General features: G+C 73.4%; 21 protein-coding genes. 17 read left to right on the plus strand and 4 right to left on the minus strand.

All coding sequences use genetic code 11. From position 1 onward, the window contains the following. The first annotated feature begins 214 nt into the window (after positions 1–214). Genes ACH4S9_RS18860 through ACH4S9_RS18905 form a run of 10 tightly spaced genes read left to right on the plus strand, consistent with a single transcriptional unit; the run spans position 215 to position 14,672 of the window. Positions 215–2,206: an FAD/NAD(P)-binding protein gene (locus tag ACH4S9_RS18860; protein ID WP_398373103.1), complete on the plus strand. Its 1,992-nt coding sequence runs from the start codon at positions 215–217 to the stop codon at positions 2,204–2,206. Further along, entirely contained in the window at positions 2,203–3,372 is a 1,170-nt protein-coding gene (locus ACH4S9_RS18865; protein WP_398373105.1) for a C45 family autoproteolytic acyltransferase/hydolase, read from the plus strand. Before ACH4S9_RS18860 ends, ACH4S9_RS18865 begins: the two co-directional genes overlap by 4 nt. Continuing rightward, positions 3,369–4,967 (plus strand): ABC transporter substrate-binding protein, encoded by a 1,599-nt coding sequence (locus ACH4S9_RS18870; protein ID WP_398373107.1) that lies wholly within the window; start codon positions 3,369–3,371, stop codon positions 4,965–4,967. Before ACH4S9_RS18865 ends, ACH4S9_RS18870 begins: the two co-directional genes overlap by 4 nt. Beyond that, a complete protein-coding gene (locus ACH4S9_RS18875; protein ID WP_311729551.1) occupies positions 4,964–5,896 on the plus strand; it encodes an ABC transporter permease in 933 nt (310 codons plus the stop codon). The genes ACH4S9_RS18870 and ACH4S9_RS18875 overlap by 4 nt, the downstream gene beginning before the upstream one ends. After that, positions 5,893–6,822, plus strand: coding sequence for an ABC transporter permease (locus ACH4S9_RS18880; protein ID WP_398373110.1), 930 nt, complete (start codon positions 5,893–5,895; stop codon positions 6,820–6,822). Before ACH4S9_RS18875 ends, ACH4S9_RS18880 begins: the two co-directional genes overlap by 4 nt. Further along, entirely contained in the window at positions 6,819–8,003 is a 1,185-nt protein-coding gene (locus ACH4S9_RS18885) for a Xaa-Pro peptidase family protein (protein WP_311729549.1), read from the plus strand. Before ACH4S9_RS18880 ends, ACH4S9_RS18885 begins: the two co-directional genes overlap by 4 nt. Positions 8,004–8,030: 27 nt before the next feature. Then, entirely contained in the window at positions 8,031–10,586 is a 2,556-nt protein-coding gene (locus tag ACH4S9_RS18890; protein ID WP_398373113.1) for a dipeptide ABC transporter ATP-binding protein, read from the plus strand. Positions 10,587–10,597: 11 nt separating this feature from the next. Continuing rightward, entirely contained in the window at positions 10,598–11,710 is a 1,113-nt protein-coding gene (locus tag ACH4S9_RS18895; RefSeq protein WP_398373115.1) for a peroxidase-related enzyme, read from the plus strand. Between the two features lie 7 nt (positions 11,711–11,717). Then, on the plus strand, positions 11,718–14,054 hold the full coding sequence (locus ACH4S9_RS18900; RefSeq protein ID WP_398373117.1) for a molybdopterin-dependent oxidoreductase: 2,337 nt from the start codon (positions 11,718–11,720) through the stop codon (positions 14,052–14,054). 42 nt (positions 14,055–14,096) lie between these two features. After that, positions 14,097–14,672, plus strand: coding sequence for a TetR/AcrR family transcriptional regulator (locus ACH4S9_RS18905; protein WP_385346247.1), 576 nt, complete (start codon positions 14,097–14,099; stop codon positions 14,670–14,672). 29 nt (positions 14,673–14,701) lie between these two features. Here the strand turns inward: ACH4S9_RS18905 and ACH4S9_RS18910 are convergent, their stop codons facing one another. Continuing rightward, positions 14,702–16,768: a phosphocholine-specific phospholipase C gene (locus ACH4S9_RS18910; RefSeq protein WP_398373120.1), complete on the minus strand. Its 2,067-nt coding sequence runs from the start codon at positions 16,766–16,768 to the stop codon at positions 14,702–14,704. A 237-nt stretch (positions 16,769–17,005) separates the two neighbouring features. On the opposite strand from ACH4S9_RS18910, the gene ACH4S9_RS18915 reads away from it, so the two are divergent. Both ACH4S9_RS18915 and ACH4S9_RS18920 read left to right on the plus strand, forming a co-directional pair. Further along, positions 17,006–18,223 carry an SUKH-4 family immunity protein gene (locus tag ACH4S9_RS18915; protein WP_398373122.1) on the plus strand — a complete coding sequence of 406 codons (1,218 nt, stop codon included), beginning with the start codon at positions 17,006–17,008 and terminating at the stop codon, positions 18,221–18,223. A 101-nt stretch (positions 18,224–18,324) separates the two neighbouring features. Beyond that, positions 18,325–19,782 (plus strand): amidase, encoded by a 1,458-nt coding sequence (locus ACH4S9_RS18920; protein WP_398373124.1) that lies wholly within the window; start codon positions 18,325–18,327, stop codon positions 19,780–19,782. A gap of 476 nt (positions 19,783–20,258) precedes the next feature. On the opposite strand, the gene ACH4S9_RS18925 is transcribed toward ACH4S9_RS18920, so the two are convergent. From ACH4S9_RS18925 to ACH4S9_RS18935, 3 genes are all read right to left on the minus strand, one after another. Then, positions 20,259–21,143, minus strand: a complete 885-nt coding sequence (locus tag ACH4S9_RS18925) for an aldo/keto reductase (protein WP_398373126.1) — start codon at positions 21,141–21,143, stop codon at positions 20,259–20,261. After that, complete coding sequence (locus tag ACH4S9_RS18930) at positions 21,143–21,469, minus strand: hypothetical protein (RefSeq protein WP_398373128.1); 327 nt, start codon at positions 21,467–21,469, stop codon at positions 21,143–21,145. Before ACH4S9_RS18930 ends, ACH4S9_RS18925 begins: the two co-directional genes overlap by 1 nt. Positions 21,470–21,587: 118 nt before the next feature. Beyond that, entirely contained in the window at positions 21,588–22,622 is a 1,035-nt protein-coding gene (locus ACH4S9_RS18935; protein WP_385346259.1) for an alcohol dehydrogenase catalytic domain-containing protein, read from the minus strand. Between the two features lie 273 nt (positions 22,623–22,895). On the opposite strand from ACH4S9_RS18935, the gene ACH4S9_RS18940 reads away from it, so the two are divergent. The 5 genes from ACH4S9_RS18940 to ACH4S9_RS18960 all read left to right on the plus strand — a co-directional run bounded on the left by ACH4S9_RS18940 (position 22,896) and on the right by ACH4S9_RS18960 (position 26,925). Continuing rightward, positions 22,896–23,792 carry a helix-turn-helix transcriptional regulator gene (locus ACH4S9_RS18940; RefSeq protein ID WP_311729538.1) on the plus strand — a complete coding sequence of 299 codons (897 nt, stop codon included), beginning with the start codon at positions 22,896–22,898 and terminating at the stop codon, positions 23,790–23,792. 24 nt (positions 23,793–23,816) lie between these two features. Next, positions 23,817–24,836 (plus strand): aldo/keto reductase, encoded by a 1,020-nt coding sequence (locus tag ACH4S9_RS18945; RefSeq protein ID WP_358847990.1) that lies wholly within the window; start codon positions 23,817–23,819, stop codon positions 24,834–24,836. A gap of 24 nt (positions 24,837–24,860) precedes the next feature. Continuing rightward, positions 24,861–25,034: a DUF2255 family protein gene (locus tag ACH4S9_RS18950; protein WP_361189854.1), complete on the plus strand. Its 174-nt coding sequence runs from the start codon at positions 24,861–24,863 to the stop codon at positions 25,032–25,034. Between the two features lie 83 nt (positions 25,035–25,117). After that, positions 25,118–26,155: an alcohol dehydrogenase catalytic domain-containing protein gene (locus ACH4S9_RS18955; protein ID WP_385346262.1), complete on the plus strand. Its 1,038-nt coding sequence runs from the start codon at positions 25,118–25,120 to the stop codon at positions 26,153–26,155. Then, the gene (locus ACH4S9_RS18960) at positions 26,152–26,925 is read left to right on the plus strand and encodes a carboxymuconolactone decarboxylase family protein (RefSeq protein WP_398373132.1); all 774 of its coding nucleotides are present in this window, start codon (positions 26,152–26,154) and stop codon (positions 26,923–26,925) included. The genes ACH4S9_RS18955 and ACH4S9_RS18960 overlap by 4 nt, the downstream gene beginning before the upstream one ends. The last annotated feature ends 27 nt before the right edge of the window (positions 26,926–26,952 follow it).

The raw sequence follows: 26,952 nt of genomic DNA on the forward strand, positions 1-26,952 counted from the left end.
CGACACAACGTCGAAAGCCTGGGCCGTCGCGTCATTCCCGGCGGCCGGGAAATCTGATGCATCAGATTAGCGCGCGTTCTCCCAGGGTTTTCCCGGCGGGCCCCAAGTCAGTATTTGAGATTGCCCAAGCGGGCGTTTGACGTGGCGGTGTGCCGACCGCAAAATTCCCTGGCCTGCCGCCTTTCATCAACAGCCCCTGAAATGTGACATCTTTATGAACGATTCCGCCGCACCGCAGCCGGGGCCCGCCCGCGCCACGGCCGACGCCGTGGTGCTCGGGGCCGGCCCGCGCGGTGTCTCGGTGCTGGAACGGCTGGTGGCGCGGGCCCCGGTGACCGGCCCCGCGCTGCGGGTGACGCTGGTCGACCCGTATCCGCCCGGCGCCGGACGGGTGTGGTGGCGCGGCCAGCCGCCGCAACTCCTGATGAACACCATGGTCGCCGACAACACCGTCTTCCCCGATGGATCGGTGCGTCTCGACGCGCCCGTCGCCACCGGGCCGACGTTCTCCGAATGGCTCCGTGACATCGCCGCGCGGGGTCATCTGGATTCCGCCGCCGCGGAATTCGCCGCGCATGCGGATGACCGCGACTACGCGCCCCGCCGGGTCTACGGCAGCTATCTCATGGACGCCCTGGAGCGGATACGCGCCCTCGGCGGGGACCGGGTGCGGATCGAGGTGCGCACCGCCGCGGCGCGGAGCGTGACCCCCGTGCCGGGCCCGCCGAAATCCGCGGGCTCCTCCGGCGGCGGTTACGACATCGCGCTCGACGACGGCACCCGGATCACCGCGCGCGCCGCCGTCCTGGCCACCGGCCACCTCGAGGCGCCGTACCCTGCCCCCGAGGGCCCGTCGCCCGAGGTGCTCCAGCTGCCCGGCGGCCACCCCGCCGACTACGCCCTCGACACCATCGCCCCCGGCGCCGAGGTGCTGCTGCGCGGCGGCGGCCTCAACGCTTTTGACGTTCTGGCCCTGCTGACCCTGGGCCGCGGCGGACGCTTCGACGAACACGGCTACACCCCCAGCGGCCGCGAACCGCACATCTGGATCACCACCCGGCGCGGTGTCCCCTTCCACGCCCGCGTGGACACCCCCGGCGTCCGGGTCCCCAGCGCCTTCCTCACCCCCGAGCGGGTCGCCGCCCTCGCCGCCCGCGAGCGCCTCGACTTCCACGCCGACGTCGTGCCCTGGCTGACCGCCGACCTCGAACTCGCCTGGTACGACCGGGTGCTGACGCTGCACGCAGACGCCCTGCCCGACCCCGACGCGCTGCGCCGCGACCTGACCGCCCTGCCGCCAGGCCCGGACCGCGGCCACGTTCTGCGCGCCGCCGTGCCCGAGCCGCTGCGCCTGGACCTGGACGCGATCGCCGAACCGCTGCGCGACCGCCACTTCGCCGACCCCGCGGAGCTGAACGCCTGGTGGGCCGGGCACCTGGACGCCGACCTGGCCGCCGCCACCGATCCCCGGCTGCCGCCCAGGGCCGCCCTCGCCGTCGCCGTACGCCAGGCGCGCCCCGCCCTGCGCACCCTGATCACCGCCGGAAACCTCAGCGGCGAGTCCTACCGGCGCGATGTGCTCGGCTGGTTCAACGGCTTCGCCAACTTCGTCTCCGGCGGCCCGCCCGCGCTGCGCGTCCGCCAGCTGCGCGCGCTGCTCGCGGCGGGCGTGGTCGCCCTGCTCGGCCCGGTCCGCCCGGGCACCCGCTCGGCCTCCGCGGTCGTCGAGGACCTCACCGTACGGCCCGACGCCGTGATCGACGCCTGGCTGCCGGGCACCGACGTCGGCGCCGACGGACCCGGACTCGTCCGCCGCCTGATCGCGGACGGCCTCGGCCGGGCCCACCGGCTGCCCGCGGCCGCGCCCGGCGCCGCGCCGCTGCCCACCGGCGCGCTCGACGTCCGGGCCCGCGACGGCCGGATACGGCGCCCCGACGGCACCGTGCACCACGCGCTGTTCGCCGTCGGAGTGCCGCTGGAGGGGGTCCGCTGGACCACCGCCATCGGCGCCCGCCCCGGCACCGACGCCGACTTCTTCCACGAGACCGACCGCGTCGCACGGGAGCTGCTGCGCGGCCTCACCCCGCCCCCGCCCCCGCCCGCTCCCGCGGACGTCGGTGTGAGTGGCACCGCACGCCGAGGCCGCGCATCGGCCGCCCCCGCCGGACACCCCCGACACCCCCGCAGTGAGGAGAGCCAGCCGTGACCCGCGCAGCCGCAGCCGTCCCCGCCGCCCACCCCGGCCGCTGGCAGGAGTGGGGCCTGGCCCCGGGGTCGGCCACCGCCGCGGCCGACCCCGCCTATCTCGACCTGGCGGGCGACGCCGCCGAACAGGGCCGGCAGCACGGGCGCGCCGCCCGGGACGCGATCGCAGCCAACATCGCCGCCGTACGCCGCGACATCGCCGAGCTGTGCGCCGACGAGGCGTCCGTCGCCCGCTACCGCCAGTGCCTGGAGGCCAACGCCGACTTCGTACGCCACACCGACCCCGAGCAGTGGGCCGAGCTGCTCGGCATCGCCGAGGGCGCCGACGCCCCGCTCGACGACATCCTCGCCCTCAACCTCCCCGCCCACATGGTGCTGCGCTGGGTCCCCCAGGAGTGCAGCCAGCTGGTGGCCGCCGGGGACCGCGCCGCGGCCGGCCACACCCTGCTCGCCAAGACCCGGGACATGGCCGGCCACTTCGTGGAACACGTCGTGCTGCGCCGCCGCTACCCCGACGGGCGGCGGCTGGTCGAGGTCACCGTGGCCGGCAGCGTGCTGTGGCCGGGCAGCGGCGTCAACGACTCGGGGCTCGCGATGTCCACCTCCGGCGTGTGGAGCGAGCGCACGAACGTCGACTGGCGGGCCTCGGCCACCGGATGGATCCTCATCAACTCCCACGACCTGCTGCGCCGGGCCCGCACCGCCGAGGAGTTCGCCGGCCTGCTCCGCGCCCAGCCCAGGCTCAGCGGACTCAACATCGCGCTCGCCGACCCGCGGCGCCGGCTCGCGCTGGAGGCCACCGCCACCGGGGTGACGGTGCGCGACGACGCGGACCACCATGTGCTCACCAACCACTACGAGTGTCCGGCCACCGCCCCGCTCGCGCCCGGCCCGGACGAGAACTCGTCCTCGTACCACCGCGCCGACACCGCGGGCCGGGCCCTGCACGCCGCCCGCGGGCTGACCCCCGGCGCCCTGGCCGAGCTGCTCGCCGACCACGACGGCTATCCGCAGGACTCGCTGTGCCGCCACCAGATCGACGGGGCCGGGTCCGAGACCACCTACGCGTCGATCGCGGTGCTGCCCGACCGCGCCTTCTATGTGACCCTCGGCAACCCCTGCGCCGCCGACCGCACGGTCTTCGCACACCAGGAGGCCGCGATATGAACGCCGCCGTACCGCACCCGCCCACCCCGAACCTGTCCGCACCGCACCCGTGGCGCCTCACCCGGCGCGGCGCGCTCGGCCTCGGCGCCGGACTCGCACTCACCCCCGCCCTGGCCGGCTGTCTGCCCGGCGACACCCCGCGCGGCCGGGCCGGCGCCTCGCGCGTCACCATCGGTCTGTCGGCGGCCGTCACCACCCTCGACCCGATGAACACCACCTCGGTGGGCACCGATCTGTCCGTGCTCTCCAGCGTGTACTCCTCGCTGGTCACCCGCCGCCCCGACCTCACCATCGGCCCGGACGCCGCCACCTCCTGGCGGCGCGCCGAACCCACCCGCTGGCGTTTCACGCTCCACCGGAAGGCCACCTTCGCCGACGGCAGCCCGCTGGACGCCGACGCGGTGGTCTGGAACGTCGAGCGGCTGCTCGACGCCGCCAACGCGCTGCGGATGACCTCCAACTTCCCCAGCCTGAAGGCGGCGCGCAAGGTCGACCGGCACACCGTCGACCTCATCACCGCCACCCCGGACGCCGACCTGCTCGGCGCGCTCTCGTTCCTCTACCTGCTCAGCCCCCGCTGGGCGGCCCGCCACCAGCCCGCCACCCAGGCCATGGGCTCCGGCCCGTACGAGATCACCGACTACAGCCCCGGTGGCACCGTCGAGCTGCGCGCCCGCGACGACTACTGGGGCCGCAAGCCCGCCATCCGGCGTGTCACCTTCCGGATCACCCCGTCCGAGCCCGCCCGCGTCTCCGGCCTGCTCTCCGGCGAACTCGACGCCGTCGCCGGGCTCGACCCCCAGGACCTGGACCGGCTGCGCGCCGACCGGGCGCTGCGCACCCAGCGCCTGGACACCACCCGGATGGCGTTCATCAAGCTCAACACTCTCAAGGGCCCGATGCGGGACGTGCGGGTGCGGCGGGCCGTCAACTACGCGGTGGACAAGGCGGCGATCACCGCGAGCCTGCTCAAGAACACCGTCAGGCCCAGCCCCGGCCAGCTGCTGACCGACTACTACTCCGGCTACACCCAGGGCCTGAACGGCTACCCCCACGACCCGGACCGGGCCAGGGCGCTGCTGCGCGAGGCCGGCTACGGCAGGGGCAACCCGCTGAAGGTGACCCTCCGCGTGCCCAGCGGCCAGTACGTGGCGGGCGAGCTGGTCGTCCAGGCGGTGGCGCAGCAGCTGAGCGAGACCGGGGTGAGCGTGAAGATCGACAGCGTGCCGTTCACCGTCTACATGCAGAAGTATCTGCAGGACAAGGCGATGCCCGACATGCAGTACATCACCCAGGCCTGGCCCACCCTCGCGGCCGGCGGCCTCTACGGCCTGTTCGTCTCCGACAGCCCGTATGCCTACTGGGACGACCGGGAGTTCACCGCCGCCGTCGCCGAGGCCCGCCGCACCGAGGGGCGCGCGGCGCGCGACGCCCTCTACGCGCGGGCCGCCCGGCGCGCCCGCGACCAGGCCCCGGTGCTCTTCCTGTTCCCGCAGCCCGGCGTGTCCGCCACCGCCGAGCGCCTCGACTGGCGCGCCCGGCCCGACGACTGGGTGCGCCCCGCCGACATGTCCTGGAAGGGGGCCGCGGGATGATCCGCTTCCTCACCCGCCGCCTGTCCCTGACGCTGCTGGCCGTCTGGGGCGCGCTGTCCGCCGTCTTCCTGGTGCTGCACTCCTCCGGCGACCCGGCCGTCATGATGGCCCCGATCGGCGCCCCGCCCGAGAAGGTGGCGCAGCTCAGCCACGCCCTCGGCTACGACCGGCCGCTCGCCGAGCAGTACCTCTCCTTCTTCGGCGACGCGCTGCGCGGCCACTTCCCCGACTCGCTGACCTTCCAGCAGCCCGCCATGGAGGTGGTCCTCCAACGGCTCGGCGCCACCACGCTGCTGGCCGGCGTCGCGCTCGCCGCTGCCGCGCTCCTGGCCCTGGCCGTCGGCGTCTGGACGGGGTCGCGGGAAGACGGCGGGGCGCGCCGCGAGTGGCCCATGTGGCTGGTGTTCCTCGCCCAGTCGGTGCCCGGCTTCTACGTCGGCGTCCTGCTGGTGTGGATCTTCGGGGTGCGGCTGCACTGGCTGCCCACCTCCGGCGCCACCACCGCCGCGAGCATCGTGCTGCCCGCCGCCACCCTCGCGTGCGGCGTCCTTCCGCCGCTCGCCCGGGTGTTCCGCAACAACCTGCGCGGCGAACTCGCCCGCCCGTACTCCCGCACCGGCACCGCGCTCGGCATGAGCCGCGCCCGGGTGGTGCGCCACGCCGCGTACGGCTCGCTGCTGCCCACCGTCACCGTCCTCGGCCTGGAGGCGGGCGCGCTGCTGGGCGGCACCGTGATCGTGGAGAGCGTGTTCTCCTGGCCCGGCGTCGGCCAGCTCGCCGTCACCGCGCTCCAGAACCAGGACTACCCGCTGGTCCTCGCCGACCTGACGTTCCTGATCCTCGCCTTCGTCCTGGTCAACCTGATCGTGGACCTGCTCTACGGCGTGCTCGACCCCAGGGTCCGCCACCAGGGAAGGGGCAATCGATGAAGCCGCCGCCACCGCAGACCCCGCCCGCGGCCCGCGGCCGCCGCGCCCGACGCCTGCGTCTCGGCGGCGCCGGGGCGGTCGGCGCCGCGCTGCTCGGACTCGTCGTCCTGCTCGCCGTGTGCGCGCCGCTGCTCGCCCCGCACGACCCCCTCGCCCAGGACCTGGCGCACACCAACGCCGCGCCCGGCGAACACGGCTATCCGCTGGGCACCGACCAGCTCGGCCGCGACCTGCTCAGCCGGCTGCTGTACGGCGCCCGCACCCCGCTGCTGGTCGGCGTGGTCGCCGTGGTGTGCGGCGGCGTCTTCGGCACCCTCCTCGGGCTGGTGTCCGGCTTCGCCCGCGGCTGGGCCGACCAGGTCCTCTCCCGCCTCGCCGACATCCAACTCGCCCTGCCCTCGATCCTGCTGGCCCTGCTGGTGCTGACCTTCGGCGGGCAGAGCACCGCCGTGCTGGTGCTGGTGATCGCGCTCACCGGCTGGCCCGCCTACTTCCGGCTGGTCCGCTCGCGCGTGCTCAGCCTGCGCACCATGCCGTACGTCGAGGCCTCCCTCACCCAGTCCATGCCCACCTGGCGGGTGCTGCTGTACGACCTGCTGCCCGGCGTGCGCGGGCTGGTCGCGGTGACCGCCACCCTCGATCTGTCCCGGGCCGTGCTCATGGAGGCCGGCCTCACCTACCTGGGCCTCGGCGCCCAGGCGCCCGCAGCCGACTGGGGGCTGATGGTGGCCGAGGGCCAGGGCCAGCTGCTGGGCGCCTGGTGGGTCGCCGTGCTGCCGGGCCTGGGCCTGGTGGCGCTGGTGATCGGCGCCAATCTGCTCGGCGAGCGGCTCGCCGGGCGCGGACCGGGGCGCCGCCCGGTCAGGACCGTGAAGAACACCGCGACGGCGAACCCGGCTTTGGAAAAGAGGAGCACCACCGCATGACCCCCGACACCCACACCGTCCGCGCCCGCTGGGCCCGCGTCCAGGCCAATCTGCGCGCCGAGGGCGTCGACGCCATGGTCGTCGTCAAGCCGCAGAACACCTTCTACCTCTCCGGCTATACGCCGATGATCTACTCCCACCCGGTGCTCGTCGTGCTGCCCGCCGAGGGCGAACCGGTCTTCGTGCTGCACGCCCTGCGCGCCCACAGCTCCCGCAAGGTGTCCGCCATCACCGACATCCGCCCCTACGGGCGCTGGGCCAAGGAGATCGGCCCCGACCACTGGTGGCAGGTGCTCGCCGAGGTGATGGCCGAGCGCGGGCTCACCGAGGCCAGGATCGGCATCGAGGGCGAGTTCCTGCCGTACAACTACCAGCGCAGGCTCGCCGAGACGCTCCCCGCCGCCACCTTCACCGACACCGGCCGGGCCCTGATGCGCGCCCGCTACGTCAAGGACGCCGCCGAACTGGAGTCGCTGCGCGTCGCGAGCGAGATCGCCGACGCGGGCATGGACGCGGCGCTGGAGGCGGTCGCCGCGCGCCGCAGCGAGGTCGAGGTCGCCTCGGCGGCCATGCGCACCATGCAGGAGGTCTGGAGCAGCCTCTACCCCGACCGGCTCGCCATGGACTTCGGCAACCTCGAGGGCGGCGTCTTCAACGCCTTGTGGTCCTACTCCCTGATCGGCGACCGGGTCCCGATGAACTCCGCCCCGCCCACCGCCCGCCGCCCGGTCGACGGCGAGATCCAGTGGACCGTCATCTGGACGGCCATCGACGGCATGCACGCCGAGAACGAGCGCAGCGTCGCCGTCGGCCGGCTCCCCGCCGAGCGGCAGCGCGCCTTCGAGGCGCTGCTGGCCATCCGCGAGGAGGTCCAGCCGTATCTGCGGCCCGGCCTGAGCTGCGCCGAGGTGTACGAGGCGGCCCGCGAGAGCTATGTGCGCCACGGTTACGGCGACTACCTCCCCGGCCGCATCGGCCACGGCCTGGGCCTCGGCCCCCACGAGCAGCCGAGCCTGGGCCCGCACGACGACCTGGTCCTCGCCCCCGGCATGGCCCTCACCTTCGAACCGAACCTGCGCATCCCCAGCTTCGGCGGGCTCCAGCACTCGGACAGCCTGGTGATCACCGAGGACGGCCATGAGTTCCTCACCCACACCCGACGCGACCTGATCCAGGTCTGAGCCCAACCCACAGAGAGGACGGCACTGGTGAACCCGCTGCTGGAGGTCTCCGGCCTGAGCGTCGCCTTCCCGGGCGCCGGAGTCCAGGCCGTGCGCGACGTGTCCTGGGAGGTGCACCCCGGCGAGACCATCGGCCTGGTGGGGGAGTCCGGCTCCGGCAAGAGCGCCACCGGACTCGCCGTCCTGGGCCTGCACGGGCCGGGCGCGCGGATCACCGGCAGCATCCGGCTCGACGGACGGGAACTGGTCGGCGCCGGCGAACGGGAGCTGCGCCGGATCCGCGGCCGCCGGGTCTCGATGATCTTCCAGGACGCGCTCGACGCGCTCAACCCGTACCGTCCGGTGGGCACCCAGATCGCCGAGGCCTACCGGCTGCACCACGACGCCTCCCGGGCCGCCGCCCGCACCCGCGCGGTGGAACTGCTCGAACGCGTCGGCATCGACCGCGCCGAGCGGCGCGCGAAGGACTATCCGCACCAGTTCTCCGGCGGCATGCGGCAGCGCGTCATGATCGCCGCCGCGCTGGTCAACGAGCCGGACCTGGTCATCGCCGACGAACCCACCACCGCCCTTGACGCCACCGTCCAGGCCCAGGTCCTGCGGCTGCTCACCGAGCTCCAGCGGGAGATGGGCATGGCGGTGGTGCTGGTCACCCACGACTTCGGGGTGGTGGGCCAGATGTGCTCGCGCGTCGTGGTCATGTACCGGGGCCGCGTCGTCGAACAGGGCCCCACCGACCGGATCCTGACCGCCGCCCACCACCCGTACGCCCGCGCCCTCGTCGCCTCCGTCCCCCGCATGGACGACCCCCCCGGCAGCCGCCTGCCCACCGTCCCCGAAACGGTGGCGTCCCTGATCGGCCCGGTAGACGAAGAGTCCCTGGCCGACCCCGCCCTCCGCATCCCGCAGGCACGGCAGGTAGCGCCCCCGGCCGACGGCCCGGCGCCGGCTCCGGCGGGTGGTGCGCCGTCCCCGGCGGCGGACACCGAGGTGTCGGCCGCTGCGGCCGAACTCTCGGCGGCCGACGCTTCGTCCGCCGCTGACGTCGCGCCGTCAGCGGCTCCCGTGGCACCCGGCGTGGCCGCCATTGAAGGTCCGGCCGATGTGGCTGGCGCCTCGTCGGGGGACGCTGCGGTGGATGCCGCGGTGGGTCCGGTGGCTGCCGCTTCGTCCTCCGTTGACGGCGTGCTGCCTTCGGCGCCGGTGGCACCCGGTACGGCGGCCATCGAGGGTCTGGCTGCTGTGGCTGGCGCCTCGTCGCTGGGTTCTGCGGTGGATGCCGCGCCGGGGCCGGTGGCTGATCCTTCGTCCTCCGCCGACGGCGCCGTCGCCCCGGCACGGGTGGCAGCCGTCGCCGTCGGAGGTCCGGGCGATGCGGCCGGCGCCTCCTCGGAGGGCTCCGCGGCCGACGCCGCGCCGATGTCGGCGGGGGGTGAGACGACCCCGGCGGGTGACGCCGAGCCCTCGGCGTCCGCTGACGGTGCGCCGTCCTCGGCGCCGGTGACAGACGTCGTGGCCGTCGCCGCAGGGGGTCCGGGCGATGTGGCCGGCGCCCGGCCGGGGCGTGCTGTGGCCGCTGCGGCCGAGCCCCCGGCGGCTGACGCTTCGTCCTCCGCAGACGGCGCGCCGTCTGCGGCGCCCGTGACGGCTGGCGCGATCACGGCGTCGCCCGCCGCGCCCGCCGCCTCTGGCGGCCGGGCGGGGGAGGCCCGCTCCGGCGGGGCGGAGGGCGCGGCCGAGAGCGACGGGGGGTCTCGGGGCGGAGCCCCGGGGAGTGGGGAGGGGCGGGGCGGGGAGAACACCCCCACCCCCCTCCTCCGCGTGCGCGACCTCACCGTCACCTTCCCCGGCGGCCTCGGCCGCACCCCCCACCGCGCCGTGGACGGCGTCAGCTTCGACATCGCCCCCGGCGAGTCCTTCGGCCTCGTGGGCGAGTCCGGCTCCGGCAAGAGCACCATCTCCCGCGTACTCCTGGGCCTGCGCCGCCCCGACGACGGCAGCGTCGTCTTCGACGGCGAGGACATCACCCGCCCCGCCCGCCGCCGCGGCCGGGCCCCCGCCGTCCAGATGGTCTTCCAGGACCCGTACGGCTCGCTCAACCCCGACCGCCGCATCGGCCACACCATCGGCGCCCCCCTCGCCCTGCACACCGACCTCTCGCGCGCCGGGCGCCGCGAGCGCGTCGCGTCCCTGCTCAGCGAGGTCGGTCTCGATCCCGCGCTGGCCGACGCCTACCCCGACGAACTCTCCGGCGGCATGCGCCAGCGCGTCGGCATCGCCCGTGCGCTGGCGCTGGAGCCCCGGCTGCTGGTCGCCGACGAGCCGGTCTCCGCGCTGGACGTCTCAGTCCAGGCGCAGGTGCTCAACCTGCTCACCGAGCTGCGCCGCAGCCGGGGCCTGGCGATGCTGTTCGTGTCCCACGACCTGACCGTCGTACGGCACATGTGCTCACGCATCGCGGTGCTGCACCGGGGCCGGATCGTCGAGGTCGGGGAGCGGGACCAGATCATGGAGCGCCCGGGCAGCGACCACACCCGCGCGCTGCTGGACGCGATGCCCGCCCCGGCCCACCGCGCGTCATGAGAGGCACAGCCATGTCCATTCCGGTCACGCGTGGCCACGACGTCCTGGACCGGTTCGCCGGCGCCGCGCCGGAGGTGACCCGGCTGCGCGCGCTGCGCCCCGAACTGGTGGGCCTGGAGCAGCGCGCGTACGACGAGCTGTTCCATCCGCAGGGTCCCGGCACCGGCGTGTCGGCCGCCGAACGCGCCGCCGCGGCGCTCGCGGTGGCCGTCGAACACCGCCGCGCCCCGGCCGTGTCCCACTACCGGGCGCTGCTCACCGAGGCGACGCAGGACCCGGGTGTGGCGGAGCGGATCGTCGCCCGCGCCCCGCTGGAGGGGCACGCATCACCACGGACCGCCGCCGCCGTCGCACACGCCCGGCAGCTCACCCGCGCCCCCGCCGAGGCGCGCCTGGACGCCCTGCGGGCCGCCGGGTTCACGGACCCGCAGATCGTCACCGTCTCCCAGGCCGCCGCCTTCGCCCACCACCAGATGCAGCTGGCCGCCGGGCTCCAGCTGCTCGCCACCGGCGAGTCGGGCACCGGCACCGACCCCGGCGCGCCGTCCACGACGGTGGACGGCGGGCCGCGGTTCACGACCGACGTGCTGACCTGGCGCCCCGCCATCCGCCCGCTGGCCCGCGAGGAGCTGACCGAGGCGCACCGCACCGCGCTGGCGGGCAAGCGGCCCGACACGCCGTACTTCCGCACCCTGGGCCACGACCTCGGCATCTTGGCCGTCCGCACCGCGATCGACCTGGCCGCCTTCACCGCCGAGGGCGGACTGCCGCGCGCCGAGCGGGAGTTGGCGGCCACCGCCGTGTCGCTGCACAGCGGCTGTGTGTACTGCGTCTCGGTGCACGCCCGGCGCGCCGCCCAGCTGCACGGCGACCCGGAGCCCGTGGACCGCCTTCTGAAGTACGGCAGCACGGCCGTCCTGGGCCGCCGCTGGAAGCTGATCGTCCGCCTGGCCGCCGGACTTGCCCCGGTCCCGGCCACGGCCGCCGACGCCGATGTCCAGGCGCTGCGCGAGCTGGGGCTCTCCGAGCCGGCCCTGGTCGACCTCGTACACTGCGCGTCGTTCTTCGGCTGGGCCAACCGCCTGATGCTGAGCCTCGGGACGGTCGACGGAGAGGCAGGGTGAGGGGAGCGTGACGAAGCGCCCGCCACACAACGGCCACGGTGGGCACAGCGCCCACGCCGCGCCCGGCGTGCCCCGCCCGCACAGCTCCCACTGGGGCGCCTTCACCGCCGCCGCCCGCCCCGGCGGCGGCCTGGAGGTCACCCCGGACCCCGGCGACCCCGAGCCCTCGCCACTGCTGCGCAACCTCCCCGCAGCCCTCGACCCCCGCGCCCGGGTGCTGCGCCCGCACATCCGCCGTGGCTGGCTGGAGCGCGGCCCCGGGCCCGACCCGGCCCGCGGGGCCGACACCTTTGTGCCGGTCTCCTGGGACACCGTGATTCCCCTGCTGGCCGGGGAGTTCGAGCGGGTCCGCGCCGGGCACGGCAACTCGGCGATCTTCGGCGGCTCGTACGGCTGGGGCAGCGCGGGCCGCTTCCATCATGCGCAGAGCCAGATCCACCGGTTCCTGAACTGCCTGGGCGGCTACACCCGGTCCGTCAACACCTACAGCCTGGGCGCCTCCCGTACGCTGCTGCGCCATGTCGTCGGCGACGACGCCCCGATCTCCGCCCCCACCACCTTCCCGGTGCTCGCCGAGCACACCGGCCTGTTCCTCTGCTTCGGCGGGATGCCCGCCAAGAACTCCCAGGTCAACGCGGGGGGCATCAGCCGCCGCTCCACCGCGGCGGCGCTGCGCGCGGCCCGCGCCCGCGGCGCGCGCTTCGTCCTGGTCAGCCCGCTGCGCGACGACCTGGCGGCGGAGCTGGACGCCGACTGGCTGGCCCCGGTGCCGGGCACCGACGCCGCGCTGATGCTGGCGCTCGCCCATGTGCTGATCGACGAGGGACGGTACGACGAGGCGTTCTGCCGCCGCTACTGCGCGGGATTCGACACCTTCCGCCGCCATGTCCTGGGCCTGGACGGGTCGCCCGCCAAGACGCCGCGCTGGGCCGAGGAGATCTGCGGCCTCCCGGCCGCCCGCATCGCCGACCTCGCCCGTGAGCTGCCCCGCCACCGCACCATGATCTCGCTCAGCTGGTCGCTCCAGCGCGCCCACCGGGGCGAGCAGCCGCTGTGGGCGGGCATCGCCCTGGCCTGTCTGCTGGGCCAGATCGGCCTGCCCGGCGGCGGCTTCGGCCATGGATACGGGGCGACCGCCGGGATCGGCGCCGGCAGCCTGCCGTACAAGCTGCCGACCCTGCCCCAGGGCGACAACCCGGTCGCCGACTTCATCCCGGTCGCCAGAATCGCCGATCTGCTGCTCCACCCCGGCTCCATCTGCGACTACGACGGGCAGCGGCTGGTCCACCCGGACATCCGCCTCGTCCACTGGGCCGGCGGCAACCCGTTCCACCACCACCAGGACCTGGCCCGGCTGCGCCGCGCCTTCACCCGCCCGGACACGGTCGTGGTCCATGAGCCGCACTGGACGGCCACCGCCCGCCACGCCGACATCGTCCTGCCCGCCACCACCACCCTGGAGCGGGACGACCTCGGCGGCGCCAGGGAGGACGCGGCGCTCATCGCCATGCACAGGATCGCCGAACCGGTGGGGGAGTCCCGCGACGACTACCGGATCCTCGGCGATCTGGCCCATGAGCTGGGCGTCGGCGCCGCCTTCACCGAGGGCCGCGACGAGCGCGCCTGGCTCGAACACCTCTATGAGAGCTGGCGCGCCGAGCTCGACCCGCGCTACGCGCCCGAGGAGGACTTCGCCGCCTTCTGGCGGGCCGGCCGCATCGCGCTGCGCGGCCGGCGCGAACGCCACACGCTGTACGCCGACTTCCGCGCCGACCCGGACGCCCGCCCGCTGCCCACCCCCAGCGGCCGGATCGAGCTGCACTCCACCACCATCGCCGCCTACGGCTACGACGACTGCCCCGGCCACCCCACCTGGCTGCCGCCCGAGCCGGAGGACGACGACGCCCATCCGCTGCACCTGATCGCCAACAACCCGGCGACCCGGCTGCACAGCCAGCTCGACCACGGCGCGCTGAGCGCCGGCTCCAAGGTCGCCGGGCGCGAACCGCTGCGTCTCCACCCCGACGACGCCGCGGCGCGCGGGCTCCGGGAGGGCGATGTGGCGCGGGTGCGCAGCGCCGTGGGCAGCCTGCTGGCCGGGGTGGTGATCAGCGACGCGCTGCGCCCCGGCGTGGCGCAGCTGGCCACCGGCGCGTGGTTCGACCCGTCCGCCCCCGAGGTGGCCACCTGCGTGCACGGCAACCCCAACGCGCTGACCCGCGACATCGGCACCTCGCGGCTGGCCCAGGGGTGTACCGGCCAGCTGGCCCGGGTGGAGGTCGAGCCGTACGACGGGCCCGAGCCCCCGCCGCCGGTCCGTGCGCACCTGCCGCCCGACTCCTGAGGTACCGTGGGGAGAACGATGGTTCTCTTGCGGTAGGGGCGGATGACGGTGGATCTCGAAGCGACGAAGGAGCGGGTCCTCGACGCGGCCGAGGAGCTCTACTACGGCCGCGGCGTACAGGCGGTCGGCATGGACGCGGTACGGACCGCCTCCGGCGTCTCCCTCAAGCGGCTCTACCAGCTCTACCCCTCGAAGTCCGCCCTGGTCGAGGCGTATCTGCGGCGCCGCGACGCCCGCCTGCTCGACGGGCTCGCGCGGTATGTCGAGGCGGTCCCCGGGCCGCCCGAGAAGCGGTTGGCGCGGTTGTCCGCGGTCTTCGACTGGCTGTACGAGTGGTTCGGCGAGCCCGACTACCGGGGCTGCGCGTTCATCAACTCCTACGGCGAGCTGGGCGCCACCACACCGGAGGTCGCCGCGGCCGCCCGCGCCCACAAGGAGGCCTTCCGGCAGTACGTGGCGGGCCTCGTCGCGGCCGCCGGGCTGCCCGCCCCGCTGGCCGCCCACCTCGCCCTGCTGGCCGAGGGCGCGATCACCACGGCCGCCATATCGGGCTCCCCCGAACCGGCCCGCGAGGCCCGCGAGGCCGCCAGGGTGCTGATGGACGCCGCCCGCGCCTGAGGCGCGGGCGGCGTGATGACCGCCAGGCGTCAGCCGGCCGCGATCGCGGGGTCGCTGATCCCCGCCCGCCCCGTCTCCACGTGGCCGGCCAGCCGGCGCAGGAAGCCGCGGTCGTGGTCGGAGGCGACCGACAGGTCGTACCACTGGTGGCTGCGGCGCAGGTCAGCCGTGTGGACGGCGTGCGCGCCGGGCCGCAGCCGGTAAGCGGCCGGCGCGGCCTTGCCGTACGCGTCGGTCACCGTCAGCGTCACGGTCGTGTCGCCCCCGTTGGTGAGGGTCAGCCGCACCTGCCCGGTCTTCCGGTCGTGGCGCGCACTGACCTCGGGCCCCCGGCGGCCGGCGGCGGTGTGGCCCGTGAAGCGCCGCAGGAAGCCGCCGGGGCCGTGGACCGTGAAGTCGTAGGCCCCCTGCTCCCGTTCCGCGGTGGACCAGCTGCCGGACAGCCGCTTGCCCGCCTCGACCGTGTAGCCCCAGGGGCCGTCGCCGTCGGTGGCGGAGGTGACGTGGAAGTGTGCGCCCGCCCGGCCCGGGTTGGCGAAGCCGATCCGCAGGGCGTCGCCGACGGCCGTGGCGTCGGCGGCCAGGTCGTACGGCAGCGGCCTGGCGTGGCGGGTGCCGGGCTCCTGCGCGGGGAGCGAGCCGTGAGCCGGGGGCTTGGGCTTGTAGTCGGGGTGGCGCTCGCGGTCCGGGGGCAGATAGCCGCTGGTGTCCGGGAAGGCCGGGAGGCCGGGGTCGGTCCGCGCGAAGTCGAACGCCGCGGTCAGGTCGCCGCACACCGCCCGCCGCCACGGCGAGATGTTCGGCTCGGCCACCCCGAAGCGCCGCTCGATGAACCGGATGATCGAGGTGTGGTCGAGGGTCTGGGAGCAGACCCAGCCGCCGGTGCTCCACGGCGACACCACGAGCATCGGCACCCGCTGCCCCAAGCCGTAGGGGCCCACGACCTTCGACGAGGAGCCCGGGAACAGCTCCCCGGTGGTCTCCACGGTCGACGCGCCCTTCTGCGGGGAGGACGGCGGGTACGGGGGCACCAGGTGGTCGAAGAAGCCGTCGTTCTCGTCGTAGGTGATGAGCAGCGCGGTCTTGCTCCACACCTCAGGGTTCGAGGTCAGCGCGTCCAGGACCTGGGCGATGTACCAGGCGCCGTAGTTCGGCGGCCAGTTGGGGTGCTCGCTGAACGCCTCGGGCGCCGCGATCCAGGAGACCTGCGGGAGCCGGCCGGCCTTGACGTCGGCCCGCAGGATGTCGAAGTACCCGTCGCCGTTCTTGGCGTCGGTGCCGGTGCGGGCCTTGTCGTAGAGCGGATCGCCGGGCGCGGCGCCGCGGTACTGATGGAAGTACAGCAGCGAGTTGTCGCCGTAGTTGCCCCGGTAGGCGTCCTCGATCCAGCCCCAGCCGCCCGCGGCGTCGAGGCCGTCGCCGATGTCCTGGTAGATCTTCCAGGAGATCCCGGCCTTCTCCAGGCGCTCGGGGTACGTCGTCCAGGAGTAGCCGGCCTCCGCGTTGTCGAGGACCGGACCGCCGCCGACGCCGTCGTTGCCCGTGTAGCCGGTCCACATGTAGTAGCGGTTGGGATCCGTGTTGCCTATGAACGAGCAGTGGTACGCGTCGCAGACGGTGAAGGCGTCGGCCAGCGCGTAGTGGAACGGGATGTCCTCGCGGGTGAGGTACGCCATGGTGGTGGCGGTCTTGGCCGGGATCCAGTTGTCGTAGGCACCCTGGTGGAAGGCGGACTGGCCGCCGTTCCAGTCGTGGTTGAGGCCCTGGAGGAACTGGAGGCCGAGGTCTTTCGCGTCGGGCCGGAAGGGCAGCACGTCCTTCGCGCCGTCCGGCTGGTACCACACCGGCTTGCCGTTGGGCAGGGACACCGGGTGCGGGTCGCCGAACCCCCGTACCCCGCGCAGGGTGCCGAAGTAGTGGTCGAAGGAGCGGTTCTCCTGCATCAGGACCACGACGTGTTCCACGTCCCGCAGGGTGCCGGTGCGGCGGTTCGCGGGGATCTCCGCGGCCCGCGCGATGCTGTCGGACAGCAGGGACATCGCGGCGGCACTGCCGCCAGCCAACTGCATGAACTGTCTACGGTCCAGGGAAGACATGAACGGCCACTCTCCTCGGCGTCCGGGTGGAGCAGGGGACCGGGGCAGTCTCGCCCGCCCCGGCGGGACCGCGCCACGGGGGACGGCGGAATCCGGAAAGAACCCTGTGTGAACGCCGACCGCCGGAGTGTCGGTGGCGCGCAGTAGGGTTTTCGAGCAAGAACGTTCGAGCAAGAACGTTTCGAGCAAGGACGGGAGACCCGGGGCGGCACCGCGCCGGGGCGGCACGGGGGTTGCATGGCAGCGGCGGTTATCAGGGTCCCGGAGAGCGAGTCGCATCCGGCGATCACCCACGAGGCGACGCGGCGGTGGCTGAGCGAGACGGGCCTGCCGGGCGACAGCGACCTGATGCGGTTCCGGCCGCTCGCCGAGGGGCGGCCGGTGCCCGTCCCGCGGCTGCTCGCCGGCTCCGCCGACCCGGCCGAGCTCGACGAGCACATCGGCGGCCTGCTGGCCATCGGCCACCTCCTCATCGAGGGCGAGGAGGCCGAGCACGTCCTGCTGGACGGGGCCACCGGGCGGGTCTTCAGCATGCTGCTCTTCGAGAAGGACCCCGGCCTGCTCGAGGTCCTGCCCCTGGCGCCGTCGGTGGAGGCCCTCACCCGCTTCCTCGACGCGGCGGCCGAACTGGCCGGGCTCCGGGGCCGGTTCGCCCCCTTCGCCGGGCGCTTCGGCGCGCGGGCGGTGGCGGACGCCTCCGCGCTGTACCTGTCGGTCCTCGAAGAGGCGGACTGGGACGGCGGCGGCTGGGGCAGCGCGGGCGGCCCGGAGGAGTGGGAGCACGCCCTCCCCGCGCTCTGGCGCATCGTCGCGCTCGTCCGTCCGCTCGCGCTGATCGCGGGGCCGGGCGGCGGCCTGCTGCTCGACCTGCCCGAGGGGCTGCTGGAGGAGGAGTTCGGGCCGGAGGAGATCGTGCGCTTCGACGCGGCCGAGCTGCCCGCCACCCTCGTCCACGAGCCGACGCGGCGCTTCCTGGCCAGGACCGGGCTGCCGAAGGACGGCCTCATGTTCCACCCGGACACCGAGGTGCCGCGGCTGCCCACGCTCGCCCAGTGCCGCGAGGACGGCGAGCGGGGAGAGGAGTTCTACGGCTTCCCGGAGGACATGGCCGTCGCCCCCGACCGGCTGCTGCGCCTGGGATACCTCGTCGAGGACACGGACGTCGTCATCGACGCGGACACCGGCGCGATCCACGCGTGGTTCATCCCCGACGCCGCCCTGCGACCGCTGAACGCGGACATCTCCACGCTGGCCTTCACGACATGGCTGCTGCGCCGCGAGGCCGCGATCGACGAGGAACACGACCTGACCGACGACATGTACCAGCCACTGGCCGACACCATGGCGGCCGTGCTGGCCTCGGTGGACCCGGTGGCCTGCCGCCCGACGGGCGAGGCCGACGACTGGCGCTACTGGCCGGAGGTCTTCCACGACGAGGCGGGCGGGGTGCTGTAAACGGGGAAGCCGGTGACGTACGACGCCACGTACCGCGCGTAGGCCGCGTAGCCGCGTGGGCCGCGTGGGCCGCGTTCAACGAGAGGGAGAGTGACCCCCGGGTGCCGAACGACGACGACCTCTGCTTCCTGCCCGCGCTGGACCTCGCCGGCCTGCTGCGCCGCCGCGAACTGTCCGCGCGCGAGCTGCTGCTGGCCCACCTCGACCGGATCGAGCGGGTCAACCCCGCGGTCAACGCGATCGTCACCCTCGTCGCGGACCGCGCGCTCGAAGCCGCCCAGGAAGCCGACGAGCGGCTGGCGGCCGGGGCGGACCCGGCCGCGCTGGGGCCCCTGCACGGGCTGCCGATCGCCCACAAGGACACCCACAACACCGCGGGCATCCGCACCAGCCACGGATCGCGGCTCGCCGACGGCGTGCCCGAGCAGGACGACCTGATCATCGAGCGGATCAAGGCCGCCGGGGCGATCACCCTGGGCAAGACCAACGTGCCCGAGTTCGCGGCCGGTTCGCACACCTTCAACCCCATCTTCGGCGCCACCCACAACCCGTACGACCTGGGCCGCAGCGCGGGCGGCAGCAGCGGCGGCGCGGCCGCCGCGCTGGCCTCCGGCATGGTCCCGCTCGCGGACGGCAGCGACACCGGCGGCTCGCTGCGCAACCCGGCCTCGTTCTGCAATGTCGTCGGCCTGCGCCCGTCGCCGGGCCGCGTCCCCACCTGGCCCGCCTCGGCGGCCTGGAGCACGCTCCCGGTCAAGGGCCCCATGGCCCGTACGGTGAGCGACGCCGCGCTGCTGCTGTCCGCCATGGCGGGGCCCGACCCGCGCTCGCCCATCGCCCTGGAAGAACCCGGTTCCCGCTTCGCCCGCCCGCTCGACCGCGATCTGCGCGGGCTGCGGGTGGCCTGGTCGCCCGACCTGGGCGGGCTGGTCCCGGTGGAGCCCTCCGTGGCCCGCGCCGTCGAGTCGGCGGCGAAGGTCTTCGAGGACCTCGGGTGTGCGGTGGAGGAGGCGTGCCCGGACCTCACCGAGGGCGAGGAGGTGTTCCGTACGCTGCGCGCCTGGCTGTTCGAGATCTCCTTCGGCTCCCTGATGGACGGCTGCCCCGAGGACCACCCCGACGCGCTGAAGCGCACCATCCGGGAGAACACGGAGGAGGGGCGGCGGCTGACCGGTCCCGCCCTCGGCCGGGCCGAGGTGGCGCACACCACGCTCTTCCACCGGGTGCGCGCGTTCTTCGAGCGGTACGACGTACTGCTGCTGCCGGTCAGCCAGGTGGCGCCGTTCGATGTGACGGCCGAATACCCGACCGAGGTGGCCGGTGTGCCCATGACGGACTACCTGGACTGGATGCGCTCGGCCTACCTGGTCACCTCGACCGGCAGCCCGGCGCTGTCCGTACCGGCCGGATTCACCCCCGAGGGGCTGCCGGTCGGCCTCCAGATCGTGGGACCGCACCGGGCTGACTTCGCCGTCCTCCAGATCGGCCACGCCTTCGAGCAGGCCACCCAGCACTGGCGCCGCCGCCCGCCCGGCGCGGACACCGACTCAGGTCACTAGTGACCTGTCCGGCGGACGCGATCAGGCGCACCGGCCGCACAGGTATCCACGCCGCACAGCGGACCGAGACCCGGCCAGCCCCGGCACAGGCGCCCACCGGCCGCGGTGTGTCCGGTGCGGCGGCGGACCGTACGGCGACTGCCAGGCCGGCCGGTCGGTTCGACCCGGGCCGCCCATGTCGCGGCGCCGTACGACCGGGTCCTGGAGCAGTTCGGCTATCGGCAGGCAGATGGGCATGAACGCCCAGTTCTTGGACACAGAGTTACACCGTTCCAGTGAGAAGATCGCAGCGAGAAGGAGCACGGCGCACAGGTGCGACGCGCGACGGATCAGCGCTTGGGGAGTCTCACTTGGTGTACAACGGCATGTCCTTGACAGGGTGACTGCGGGCGACAGCACGGTAACGGCACACGGGAGTGCGGTTCCACTGATTTTGTCGAGCGTGACGCCGTGCGGGCCGACGTCACGGCGGCGACTCAGGCTTCGGGGATGGCGCGGCCGTAGGCGGCGAGGGTCACGGCTTCGGGCTCGGGGCCGCCGCGCCGGCCGGTCTCCAGGGCGTCGATGGTGGCGAGTTCGTCGGCGGTGAGCTCGAAGTCGAAGACGTCGATGTTCTCGGCGATCCGCTCACGTTTGGTCGACTTCGGGATGACCGAGCGTCCCCGCTGGAGCCCCCAGCGCAGCAGCACCTGGGCCGGGCTCTTGCCGTGGGCGTCGGCGATGGCGGTGACAGCCGGGTCCTGGAGGACGCTCCTGCGGTTCTCGCCGTAGCCGGGGTAGAAGGTGATGCCTCCGATAGGTGACCAGGCCTGGTTGAGGATGCTGTGCTGGTCGTCGAAGTCGAGGACGGCGCGCTGCTGGAAGTAGGGGTGGACCTCCAGCTGGTTGACCGCGGGGACGACGGAGGCCGCGGCGAGCAGTGCGGTCAGGTGGTCGACCATGAAGTTGCTGACGCCGATGGCGCGGACCTTGCCGTCGGCCAGGAGCTTTTCCAGGGCGCGGTAGGCCGCGAGAGTCCGGTCGAAGTCCGACGGCAGCGCCTGGTGAAGGATCAGCAGGTCGATCTGGTCGACCCCGAGCTTCGCGGCGCTCTTGTCGAAGCCGTGCAGGGTCTCCTCGTACCCGTAGTCGCTGATCCAGATCTTGGTCTCGATGAAGATCTCGTCGCGGGGGACCCCGGAGTCTCGGATGGCCTGGCCGACCTCGCGCTCGTTGCGGTAGGCCGCGGCGGTGTCGATGTGCCGGTAGCCGAGTTCGAGCGCGGCGGTGACCGCGGCCCGGGTCTCCTCGGGCGGGGTCTGGAAGACACCGAGTCCGAGGGCGGGCATCTCGACGCCGTTGTTGAGGGTGAGGATCTGCATCACAGAGACCTTTCGATGTGGGCTGCCCGTGAGGGCAGGATGAGCGTGACGACCGCCACGACGGCCAGCGCCAGCAGGACGGCGGAGCCGGTCAGGGCCGCACCCGAGCGGGCCGCGATATCGGCGGCCGCGTGGCCGGCGGAGACGGCGGCGGCTACGGCGGTCAGGATGCTCAGGCTCAGCGCGCTGCCGATCTGATGGACGGTGTTGACCAGGCCCGAGCCGGCCCCCGCGTCCGCGGGGGCGACGCCGTCGACACCGCTGGAGGTCCGCGGCGCCAGCGCGAGCCCCTGGCCGGCGCCGATGAGCTGTGCGGTAATGGTCATCGCGTCACCAGCCTCATCGTCGTATGCCCCGCGCCGGCTCTGGTGATCGCCCCGATGGTGGACGACGCGTCGCTGGGACGCGCCGGAACGGCCACCTTGTTGATCTCAGATTGCCTGGTCACGGCCGTACCAGCACCTTCAGGGCCGCGCGCGCGTCCATGGCCCGGTAGCCCTCGGGCGTGCCGTCGAGGTCGACGGTGCGGTCGAAGACCCGGCCGGGCTCGATACGGCCCTCCAGGATGTCGGGGAGGAGCTCGTCGATGTAGGCGCGGGCCGGGGCGGGGCCTCCGGTCAGGGTGATGTTGGGGCCGAAGAGGGTGCCGAAGCCGATCGGGGCCTCCTCGTACTGGGGTGCGCCCACGCGGCTGATGGTGCCGCCGGGGCGGACCACTCCGTAGGCCTGCTCGTAGGCGGGGCGGTGCCCGACCGCTTCGATGACGATGAGGCTGCCGCCGCCGGTGAGGTCGCGAACCTTCTCGATGCCCTCGGTGCCGCGCTCGGCGACCACGTCGGTCGCTCCGAACGCGCGACCGAGGTCGGTTCGGGCGGTGTGCCGGCCCATGAGGACGATCTGCTCGGCCCCGAGCCGCTTGGCGGCGAGCACGGCGAGCAGGCCGACGGCGCCGTCCCCGATCACGGTGACGGTGCTGCCCTGCCGCACCCCACCGCGGACGGCGGCATGGTGGCCGGTGCCCAGGACATCGGAGAGAGTGAGCAGGGAGGGGATGAGCGCGTCGTCGGCGGCGACCGGGAGCTTGACCAGGGTGCCGTCGGCCAGCGGCACGCGGGCCGCCTCCCCCTGGCCGCCGTCGATGCCGTTCCTCGCCCAGAAGCCGCCGTGCACGCAGGAGGTCTGGAGCCCGGCCCGGCAGAACTCACAGGAGCCGTCCGAGTACGCGAACGGGGCGACGACCAGGTCGCCCTTCTTCACCGAGGTGACGTCGCCACCGATTTCCTCGACGACGCCGATGAACTCGTGGCCCATGCGGACCGGGCCGTCGGAGGCCGACATGGAGTGGTAGGGGTGCAGGTCGCTGCCGCAGATGCAGGCGGTGGTGATGCGGACCAGCGCGTCGGTGGGCTCCTTCAGAGCCGGGTCGGCGACGTCCCCGACGCGGACGTCGCCTGCTGCGTACATGAGTGCTGCGCGCACAGTGTTCCCTCAGGTTGATTGCGGCTTTCAGGCCCGGATTCGGACTGCGATTTCTGGGCCTTTTCCAGAAAACCGCGCGACGGCGCGCAGGTGGGAGTCACTGCTCTTCCAGGTAATGGCAGTACCTCGCAGGCCCTCCCCGACGCATTTACGGTGAAGGAGCCGGCACAAGAATCACGCCGATCAAGAGGAGGCACCCGTGCCCCCGGATTCCCGCCCGACAGCAGCCCGGCGACTCATCGGGGCCGCCAAGGAAGTCTTCGAGATCTGATCATGGCTGACATCGACAAGAAGAGCCTGGCCGCGGAGGTCCGCGACTTCCTGAGCACCCGGCGGGCGCGGATCACCCCGCTCCAGGCCGGGCTGCCGGTCTACGGCGGAAACCGCCGCGTCGCGGGCCTGCGCCGCGAGGAGGTCGCCCTGCTCGCGGGAATGAGCGTGGACTACTACGTCCGGCTCGAGCGCGGGAACCTCAGCGGCGCCTCGGACTCGGTGCTCGACGGCCTCGCTCACGCACTTCAGCTGAACGAGGCCGAGCGCACCTACCTCTACGACCTGGCCCGTGCGTCAACACCCTCGGGCCGGCGTCCCACGGTGACCGCTTCCCGCGTGCGGCCCACGATCCTGCGGCTGCTCGACTCGATGACCGACGTGCCGGCGTATGTACGCAACGCACGGTTCGACATCCTGGCCGCCAACGCGCTGGGCCGGGCACTGTACGCGCCGGTCTTCGACTCCCCGCTGTTCGCCCAGCGCGGGCCGGTCAACACCGCCCGCTTCCTGTTCCTGGACCCGGCCGGCCAGGACTTCTGGGTCGACTGGGACAAGGGTGCCGACGACTCGGTCGCCTTTCTGCGCACCGAGACCGGCCGAGCGCCGCATGACAAGGCGCTGACCGACCTGATCGGGGAGCTCACGACCAAGAGCGACGATTTTGCCCGCCGGTGGGCGCGTCACGATGTGAAGATCCACCGCTCCGGCGTCAAGAACCTGCGCCACCCGCTGGTCGGCGATCTCGCGCTGCCCTACGAGGCGATGGACCTGCCGGCCGACCCCGGCCTCCGCCTCAACTTCTACACCCCCGAACCGGACTCGCCGGAGCGGGAGGCCCTCAGCCTGCTCGCCAGCTGGGCGAGCACCGGCACGGTCGTCCCCTCGCGGAACGACTGACCGCGCGACAAGGAGAACTCCTTCATGTACTACCGACCGCTCGGCCGCACCGGCGTGCAGGTCAGCCCGCTCTGCCTGGGCGCGATGATGTTCGGCCCCTGGGGCAACGAAGACGAGGCCGACTCGATACGGATCATCCATCGCGCCCTCGACGCCGGCATCAACTTCATCGACACCGCGGACGTGTATTCCGGCGGGGTCTCGGAGGACATCGTCGGTAAGGCGCTCAAGAACCGACGCGAAGACGTGTTCCTCGCGACCAAGTTCTTCATGCCGATGAGCCAGGACGACCCGAACCAGCGGGGCGGCTCGCGGCGCTGGATCATCCGCGAGGTCGAGAACTCCCTCAGCCGCCTGGGCACCGACTACATCGACCTCTACCAGGTCCACCGCCCCAGCCCGGGCACCGACGTCGCCGAAACCCTCGGCGCCCTCTCCGACCTCGTGCACCAGGGCAAGATCCGTTACATCGGTTCCTCGTCGTACTCCGGCTCCCAGATCGTCGAAGCTCAGTGGGTCTCCCGGGACCGCCGCCTGGAGCGGTTCGTGACCGAGCAGCCGCCGTACTCGATCCTGGTCCGCGGCATCGAGGAAGACGTCCTGCCCACCGTGCGCCGCCACGGCATGGGCACGCTGACCTACAGCCCGCTGGCCGGCGGCTGGCTCTCGGGCCGCTACCGGAAGGATGCCTCCTCCGGGCCGGCCTCCGCCGCGCGCCCGCAGGCCCGATTCGACATGAGCAGCCCGGCCAACCGCCGCAAGCTCGATGCCGTCGAGCAGCTCGCGCTCCTGGCCGAGCAGACCGGCCTCTCCCTGATCGAGCTGGCCGTCGCCTTCGTGATCAACCACCCCGGCGTCACTTCGGCGATCATCGGGCCGCGCACCATGGAACAGCTCGAAGCGTTCCTGCCCGCTGCCGACGTCACGCTCTCTGCCGACGTACTCGACCGCATCGACGAAATCGTGGCTCCCGGGGTGACCGTCAACCCCGCCGACAACAGCTACGGCGACTTCGAGCTACGGGCCGACCAGCGGCGCCGCTGACGCGAAAGGAACCACCATGACGGACTGGAACGGCACGGACCTGGAAAAGATCGCGTCACCTTCCACGCGGCCGGCCCCGGCGAGTACGCCGGCGTGGACGCCGCCTACCGGAGGAAGTACGGGCGCTACACCAGCATCGTCGAGCACGTCCTGACCGATGCCGCCCGCGCCTCCACCCTGCGCCTCGAACCGCGCTGACCCCGAGGGCCGCCCGCACCCGTGCGACGGCCTTCATCCCCGGCTCACAGAGCCACCGCACGTCACGAAAGGCAAGATCTTCCATGCGTGCCACCTTCATGTACGGGCCCCGAGACGTGCGGGTCGAGAACGTGCCCGACCCCCGGATCGTCGAGCCGACGGACGCGGTCGTCCGCATCACCCTGGCCTGTGTCTGCGGCTCCGACCTGCACCCCTACCACTCCATGGACAAGACCGACGAGGGCGTGCCGATGGGGCACGAATTCCTCGGCGTCGTCGAGGAGACCGGCTCCGAGGTGCACGGTCTCAAGCGTGGTGACTTCGTGGTCTCCCCGTTCGCGTTCGCCGACAACACCTGTCCGATCTGCCGGGACGGCTTCCAGACCGCCTGCCCGCACGGCGGCTGGTACGGCGCCGGCGGTGTCGGGGGCGCGCAGGCCGAGGCCGTGCGCGTACCCCAGGCCGAGGGCACCCTGGTGAAGATCCCCACCGACGTCGACACGGCGCTGCTGCCGTCGCTGCTCGCCCTGAGCGACGTCTACCTCACCGGCTACCACGCCGCCCACATGGGCCGGGTCGAACCCGGCAAGACCGTAACCGTGATCGGCGACGGCGCCGTTGGCCTGTCCGCGGTGCTGGCCTCCCGGCGCATGGGCGCCGAGAAGATCATCCTCATGGGCCGCCACACCTCCCGCACCGACCTCGGCCGGGAGTGGGGCGCCACCGACGTCGTCGCCGAGCGTGGCGAGGAGGGTATCGCCGAGGTGATGGACATGACCGGCGGCGAGGGCTCCCACGTCGTGCTGGAGGCCGTCGGCCTGATGCCCGCCTACGAACAGGCCTACGGCGTCGTCCGCCCCGGCGGGATCATCTCCCGCGTCGGCGTCCCGCAGTACGAGGAGGCCCCGGTCGGCTTCGGGTCGCTGTTCGGGAAGAACGCCCAGCTGGCCGGCGGACCTGCTCCGGTGCGCGCCTACCTCGAACCCGCCATCGCGGATGTGCTCGCCGGTCGCATCGACCCGGGCAGGGTCTTCGACGCCGAGGTCGCCCTGGACGAGGTCGCCGACGCCTACCGGGCCATGGACGAGCGCAGCCGGCTGAAGGTGCTGGTGCGCCCGTGACCGCCCGCAAGCCCAACGCCGCCGCTACAGCCGCGCACGAGCGGCTCTTCCCCGGCCACATCTCCACGCTCGCCGTTACGGATCCGGAGCTGATCGAGTACTTCGACAACTTCGCCTTCGACGAGGTCCTGCGCCACACCGGCGACGTCGACGAGCGCACCCGGCTGATGACGCAACTCGCGGCGATGATCGCCGTCGGCGCGGTGGCCGAGTACCGGGTGATGCTCGGCGCCGCGCTCACCGCCGACGTCACGCCGGTGGAGACCAAGGAGATCGTGTACCAGGCGGTCCCGTACGCCGGGATGGCGCGCGTCTTCGACTTCCTGCACGCCACCAACGACGTCCTGACCGACCGCGGCATCGAGCTGCCTCTCGAGGGCCAGTCCACCACCAGCCCGGATACCCGGATGGAGCAGGGCCTGGCGGCGCAGAAGAGAATCGTCGGCGACCGGGCCGTGGACGCCATGTCCGCGAACGCCCCGGCCGACGAGCAGCACATCCAGCGGTTCCTGAGCGGGAACTGCTTCGGCGACCACTACACCCGCACCGGCATCGACGTGCCCACGCGTGAGCTGCTCACCTTCTCGATGCTCGCCGCGCTCGGGGGAGCGGACGCACAGGTGAAGGGACATGTCGCGGCCAACCTCCACGTCGGCAACCCCCGTTCCACCCTGATCGCCGTCCTGACCGGCCTGCTGCCGTTCATCGGCTACCCCCGGACCCTCAACGCCCTGGCCGCCGTCGACGCCGCGGCCCCGGCCGACCGCTGACCAGACCTCGCGCCCCGCACGACCCGT

It is taken from the genome of Streptomyces sp. NPDC021225, assembly GCF_044332865.1.
Classification (GTDB): domain Bacteria; phylum Actinomycetota; class Actinomycetes; order Streptomycetales; family Streptomycetaceae; genus Streptomyces.

Coding starts and splice junctions, on each gene's coding strand:
- ACH4S9_RS18860 (WP_398373103.1), top strand. CDS start 215: ATGAACGATTCCGCCGCACCGCAGCCGGGGCCCGCCCGCGCCACGGCC.
- ACH4S9_RS18870 (WP_398373107.1), top strand. CDS start 3,369: ATGAACGCCGCCGTACCGCACCCGCCCACCCCGAACCTGTCCGCACCG.
- ACH4S9_RS18875 (WP_311729551.1), top strand. CDS start 4,964: ATGATCCGCTTCCTCACCCGCCGCCTGTCCCTGACGCTGCTGGCCGTC.
- ACH4S9_RS18880 (WP_398373110.1), top strand. CDS start 5,893: ATGAAGCCGCCGCCACCGCAGACCCCGCCCGCGGCCCGCGGCCGCCGC.
- ACH4S9_RS18885 (WP_311729549.1), top strand. CDS start 6,819: ATGACCCCCGACACCCACACCGTCCGCGCCCGCTGGGCCCGCGTCCAG.
- ACH4S9_RS18895 (WP_398373115.1), top strand. CDS start 10,598: ATGTCCATTCCGGTCACGCGTGGCCACGACGTCCTGGACCGGTTCGCC.
- ACH4S9_RS18905 (WP_385346247.1), top strand. CDS start 14,097: ATGACGGTGGATCTCGAAGCGACGAAGGAGCGGGTCCTCGACGCGGCC.
- ACH4S9_RS18910 (WP_398373120.1), bottom strand. CDS start 16,768: ATGTCTTCCCTGGACCGTAGACAGTTCATGCAGTTGGCTGGCGGCAGT.
- ACH4S9_RS18915 (WP_398373122.1), top strand. CDS start 17,006: ATGGCAGCGGCGGTTATCAGGGTCCCGGAGAGCGAGTCGCATCCGGCG.
- ACH4S9_RS18925 (WP_398373126.1), bottom strand. CDS start 21,143: ATGCAGATCCTCACCCTCAACAACGGCGTCGAGATGCCCGCCCTCGGA.
- ACH4S9_RS18930 (WP_398373128.1), bottom strand. CDS start 21,469: ATGACCATTACCGCACAGCTCATCGGCGCCGGCCAGGGGCTCGCGCTG.
- ACH4S9_RS18940 (WP_311729538.1), top strand. CDS start 22,896: ATGGCTGACATCGACAAGAAGAGCCTGGCCGCGGAGGTCCGCGACTTC.
- ACH4S9_RS18945 (WP_358847990.1), top strand. CDS start 23,817: ATGTACTACCGACCGCTCGGCCGCACCGGCGTGCAGGTCAGCCCGCTC.
- ACH4S9_RS18955 (WP_385346262.1), top strand. CDS start 25,118: ATGCGTGCCACCTTCATGTACGGGCCCCGAGACGTGCGGGTCGAGAAC.